The 5,243-nt window shown below is 63.0% G+C and carries 3 protein-coding genes; 1 reads left to right on the top strand and 2 read right to left on the bottom strand.

The features are described from left to right. Nucleotides 1–2,692: [protein-PII] uridylyltransferase (locus tag EN879_RS23405; protein ID WP_127274271.1), on the bottom strand; the 2,692-nt coding region annotated here is incomplete at its 3' end. 78 nt (nt 2,693–2,770) lie between these two features. Beyond that, nucleotides 2,771–3,595 (bottom strand): glycosyltransferase family 25 protein, encoded by an 825-nt coding sequence (locus tag EN879_RS23400; RefSeq protein WP_013528059.1) that lies wholly within the window; start codon nt 3,593–3,595, stop codon nt 2,771–2,773. Between the two features lie 189 nt (nt 3,596–3,784). Between EN879_RS23400 and EN879_RS23395 the strand changes: the two genes are divergently transcribed. Next, the coding region (locus tag EN879_RS23395) for an HAD-IC family P-type ATPase (RefSeq protein ID WP_127274270.1) at nt 3,785–5,243 on the top strand (1,459 nt) is incomplete at its 3' end.

Here is a 5,243-nt window from a genome sequence, read left to right as displayed (position 1 = left end):
GGCCAGTGAGATCGGTGACATAGAAAGTGTCGATGACCTTTTCGCCGAAGGTGGTGATGTGGGCCGATGCGATGTCAAGCGACAGGTCGGAAAGCGTTCCGGTGATCTCCGACAGCAGCCCAGGCCGGTCGAGGCCCTCGACCTCGATGACCGAAAAACGATTCGACAGCGTGTTGCGGATTTCGGCACGCGGCGGGATCTTGAACACCTTGGAGCCGCGCCGCGGCTTGGTGCGCTTCTCGATCATTTCCGGCAGCCAGCTCTTGCCCGACAGCACGTCCTCGATCAGCCGGCCGACACGCTCGGCACGCCGGCGCTCGTCCTCGTCGCGGTCGAATTCTCTGCTGATCAGGATCGTGTCGAGCGCACGGCCGTCCGACGTCGTGAAGATCTGCGCGTCGACAATGTTGCCGCCGGCCCCGGCGCACGCCCCGGCGATGACCGAGAGCAGGCGGGGGTGGTCCTGCGCCAGCACGGTGATTTCGGTCACCGCCTCGAACTGGTGGGTCTTGACCATGGTGGCAAGCTTGTTGCCTGACGCGTCAGCCTCACGAATGAATTCGGCATGGCGCAGCTGGTCTGCGAGATCGACGGTCAAAAGGTAATTCTCGTAGTGCTGGCCGACATAGCGCTTGCGGGCCTTGTCCGGCCAGTCGGCAAGCGCCTCGGCCAGACGCTCGCGCGCCGCCGCCGTGCGTTGCGCGCGCGACACTTCCGAAAACCCGCCGGTCAACAGCAATTCGGTCTCGTAGTAGAGCGTGCGCAGCAACTGGCCCTTCCAGCCGTTCCAGACACCCGGTCCGACGCCCCTGATGTCGCAGACGGTGAGGATCAAAAGCAGCTTCAGCCGCTCGACCGACTGCACGATCGCGGCGAAATCCTCGATGGTCTTGCGGTCGTTGAGGTCGCGGGTCTGGGCTGTCATCGACATCACGAGATGGTTCTCGACCAGCCAGGCAACGGTCTCGGTATCGGCAGGCGACAGCCCCATATGCGGACAGATGCGGCGTGCGATCCTGGCCCCCGCCTCGGAATGGTCCTCCGGCCTGCCCTTGGCGATGTCGTGCAGCAGTACGGCGACATAGAGCGCCTCGCGGCTCTTCTTCAGCCCCGGCATCAGCGTGTGCGACAGGGGATGGACCTTTTCGCCGTCGCCGCGTTCGATCTCGGCCAGCACGCCGATGCAGCGGATGAGGTGCTCGTCCACCGTGTAGTGGTGGTACATCGAGAACTGCATCATGGCGACGATCTTGCCGAAATCCGGGATCAGCCTGCCGAGCAGCCCGGCCTCGTTCATGCGGCGCAGATTGAGTTCGGCATTGCGATCCGAGGTCAATATGTCGAGGAACAGCCGGTTGGCCTCCTCGTCGCGCCGCAGCGACTTGTTGACCAGGCCGAGCGAACGGGTCAGCAGCTTCAGCGCATCGGGGTGGAATTCCAGACCGTGCTTGTCGGCGAACCAGAACAGCCTGAGCAGATTGACCGGATCGCGCTCGAACACCTGGTCGTCGGCGATGTTGATGCGGTGGTTGTCGACAATGAAGTCCGACGTGCCGGCCAGCTTGCGCTTGCGCCGCGAGAAAGTCAGGAAGATGCGGTTGAAGCCCGGCACGTGCTTGGCCTGCTCCTCCTCGAGCGCGGCACAGAAGATGCGGGTCAGGTCGCCGACGTCCTTGGCAACGAGGAAGTAGTGCTTCATGAAGCGCTCGACCGCCGACAGGCCGGGGTGCGTGGTGTAGCCGAGCCGTTCGGCGATCTCGCGCTGGATGTCGAAATGCAGCCGCTCCTCGGCCTTGCCGGTGAGGAAATGCATGTGACAGCGTACCGCCCACAGGAAATCCTCGGCTTTCTGGAACTCGCGGTACTCACCCTCGGTGAAGACGCCTTTATCGACCAATTCCTCGCCGGTGCGCACCCGGTAGAAATATTTGCCGATCCAGAACAGCGTCTGCAGATCGCGCAGGCCACCCTTGCCGTCCTTGACGTTGGGCTCGACCAGATAGCGGCTTTCGCCGGCCTTGGCATGGCGGTCATCGCGTTCGGCAAGCTTGGCCTGGACATATTCGGGGCCGGTCGTGCGCACCACCTCATGGTCGAAGCGCAGCATCAGTTCATCATAGAGCTTTTCCTCGCCCCACAGGAAACGTGCTTCGAGGATCGAGGTGCGGATGGTGACGTCGGTGCGCGACAGGCGCAGGCATTCGTCGATATTGCGTGTGGCGTGGCCGACCTTCAGCCCCAGGTCCCACAGCATATAGAGCATGTATTCGACTGTCTGTTCGCCCCACGGCGTCTGCTTGTAAGGCAGCAGGAACAACAGGTCGATGTCGGACCCCGGCGCCAGCGTTCCACGGCCGTAGCCGCCGACAGCGACGACGGCCATGCGCTCCGCGGAGGACGGGTTCTTGACCCGGTAGACATGGGTGACGGCGAAATCGTAAAGCGCCCGGATGATCTCGTCCATGAGATGCGACAGCCGCGCCGCGCAGGCGCTGCCGCCGCCATCGTCCCTCAGCATGCGTTCGGCAATGGCGCGCCCGTCCGCCAGTCGTCCCTTGAGCAGCTGGAGCACACCATTGCGCGCAGCCTGCCCTGAGCCGTCGCCCGCCGTGCCCGCGGTCAGCGCGGTCATCTCGCGGCGCAAGGCTTCGCCGTCGATCAATTCGTCGAGCTTCAGGGAGATTCTTGCCATATATCCAGTCGGCCTTGCCGTTTCGGCGGCGTCTATAGCGCGTTTTGGCGGCGCTGGGTATGGGGCGTTGAAGCCGGTTCAAGACCCGGCTGAGTTTTGGCTCGGATAAGTAAATGGAATGACCATTCTCCGCTTCAGTCGACCGAAATCGACAATGCGCTTGCCTATTCGCCGAGCCTCGGCTTTGACCCTCGCTATGGCTGTCTTTCTGCGTTTCCCGGTCCCGGCGGGTGCGGCGCACTGGATATCCCGCTTTTCTCTGAGCAGGCTTGGCAATTGGAGCGCCCTGTCGCCAAGGAACTGATCTTGCGCGCAGAGCGCAGGAACAAGCTGATAGATCGTCTCGCCTCGCAAAACCGAAAACTCGGGGTTGAAGACAAGGTCGTCGACAGCGATGCCGATCTCCTCGGTGGCCTTGATCAGGTCGAGCGCGGTTTGCCTGGAGATGATGTAGCCGGCGGTTCCTATATGTTCGGCGTCGAGTTTGGATGTGGAAAAGCCGTGACCGATGGCAATGCGCTTGCGTCGGATCACGGTCTTACAGAAGTAGCTTTCGAGCTTGACGACTTCGGCATCGGCTGGGATCCAGTCGCTGTCGCGAAGCAATGCGCCGGCTTTTGCGGCAAAGACGATGTCGTCCTCGAAAATCGCCCCGTAGCGGGCGTCGCCTTGCGCGATGACAGCCCAGCAGGCCCGGTGACTGAGCAGGCAGGCGATCTCGCCGTCAGTCAATGGCAGCCTGTTCCGATATCCGACATTTTGCGGCAGCTGGTCCAGCTCCGGCCGGTCGCGTGCGTCTATGGCCTGAACGCGTTCGAATGCAACGCCGATGCGGGCAAACTCCGCCGTCACACGGGCAAGGCGATCGGGAGACCGATCGAGATTGATGACCAGACGCTTCATTGCCGAAGAAAATCCCCACCCCCGCGACGCTCGCGCTTTCTAGCAGGCCTGGTGTTGCCGCGTGAGACTTTTTCTGGGGTGGATGGACGCGCCGTGGACCGGAGAAGAAAAGTCGAAACAGCCCTTGACCTTCCAGTTACTGGAAGCCCTATCTCCACGTCACACACCGATCCATCAAGGCATTTTCGAATGACGCATTCAGATCACGATCATCACGCGCACGGCAGCTGCTGCTCGACAAAAGGCGCCGTGCCCACCACGAAGAGCGTCGTCCGCGACCCGGTCTGCGGCATGACTGTCGATCCGGCGGCTGGCAAGCCGACGGCCGAGCATGATGGCCATCTCTATCATTTCTGCAGCCAGGGCTGCCGCACGAAATTCGTCGCCGAACTGGAAAAATTCCTGACCGCCACCGATCCGGTCTGCGGCATGAGCGTCGACCGCGCGACAGCCAGTCATTTTGCCCGCCACGAAGGCCAGGGCTTCTATTTCTGCTCGGCCGCTTGCCAGGCGAAATTCGAGGCGGAGCCGCAAAAATATCTCGGCGGCAGGCCAGCACCGCAGCCGATGCCCAAGGGCACGCAATACACCTGCCCGATGCACCCGGAGATCGTCCGCGACAAGCCCGGATCCTGCCCGAAATGCGGCATGGCGCTGGAGCCGATGGGCGTACCAACGGGTGACGAGGGTCCCAATCCGGAACTGGTCGATTTCACCAGGCGATTCTGGGTCAGTGCCGCTCTATCCGTCCCTTTGCTGGTCGTCGCCATGGCGCCGATGCTTGGCCTGACTTTCCAGGCTTTTGTCGACGAGCGGACGAAGGTCTGGCTTGAGCTGGCATTGGCCAGCCCCGTCGTGTTGTGGGCGGCACTGCCTTTCTTCCACCGCGGCTGGGATTCGCTCGTCAACCGCAGCCCCAACATGTGGACGCTGATCTCGCTCGGCGTCGGCGCCGCCTATCTCTACAGCGTCGTCGCCACGCTGTTTCCGGATATCTTTCCGCATCAGTTCCGCGGCCATGGCGGTGCGGTGCCGGTTTATTTCGAGGCTGCCGCCGTCATCGTCGCGCTGGTCTTCCTTGGCCAGGTGCTGGAGCTGCGCGCCCGTGAAAAGACCGGCTCGGCGATCCGCGCCTTGCTCGATCTCGCACCGAAGACAGCGCGGCTGATCGCCGCCGATGGTTCCGAAAACGACGTGCCCCTCGCCGCCGTCAAGGCCGGCGATCGCCTGCGCATACGCCCCGGTGACGCCGTGCCGGTCGATGGCACGGTGCTGGAAGGACGGTCCTCGCTCGACGAATCGATGATCACGGGCGAGCCGTTGCCGGTCGAGAAGGTCGAGGGCGATGCGCTGACCGGCGGCACGCTCAACAAGAATGGTGCGCTGATCATGCGCGCTGAGAAGGTCGGCGCCGAGACGACGCTGGCGCGCATCGTCGAGCTCGTCGCCAAGGCGCAGCGCTCGCGCGCCCCGATCCAAGGGTTGGCTGATCGCGTTTCTTTCTACTTTGTCCCGGCCGTCGTCCTTGTCGCGATTGTCGCCTTCATCGCTTGGGCCGTGTTTGGACCCGAGCCCAGCCTGATCTTTGCCATCGTCTCGGCGGTGTCGGTGCTGATCATCGCTTGTCCCTGTGCGCTCGGCCTCGCCA

The sequence above is a fragment of the Mesorhizobium sp. M7A.F.Ca.AU.002.02.1.1 genome, from assembly GCF_003998535.1.
In the GTDB taxonomy this organism is placed as follows: Bacteria; Pseudomonadota; Alphaproteobacteria; order Rhizobiales; family Rhizobiaceae; genus Mesorhizobium; species Mesorhizobium ciceri.
The sequence above is the reverse complement of the archived record's forward strand: the minus strand, read 5'-3'. Positions and strand labels throughout refer to the sequence as shown.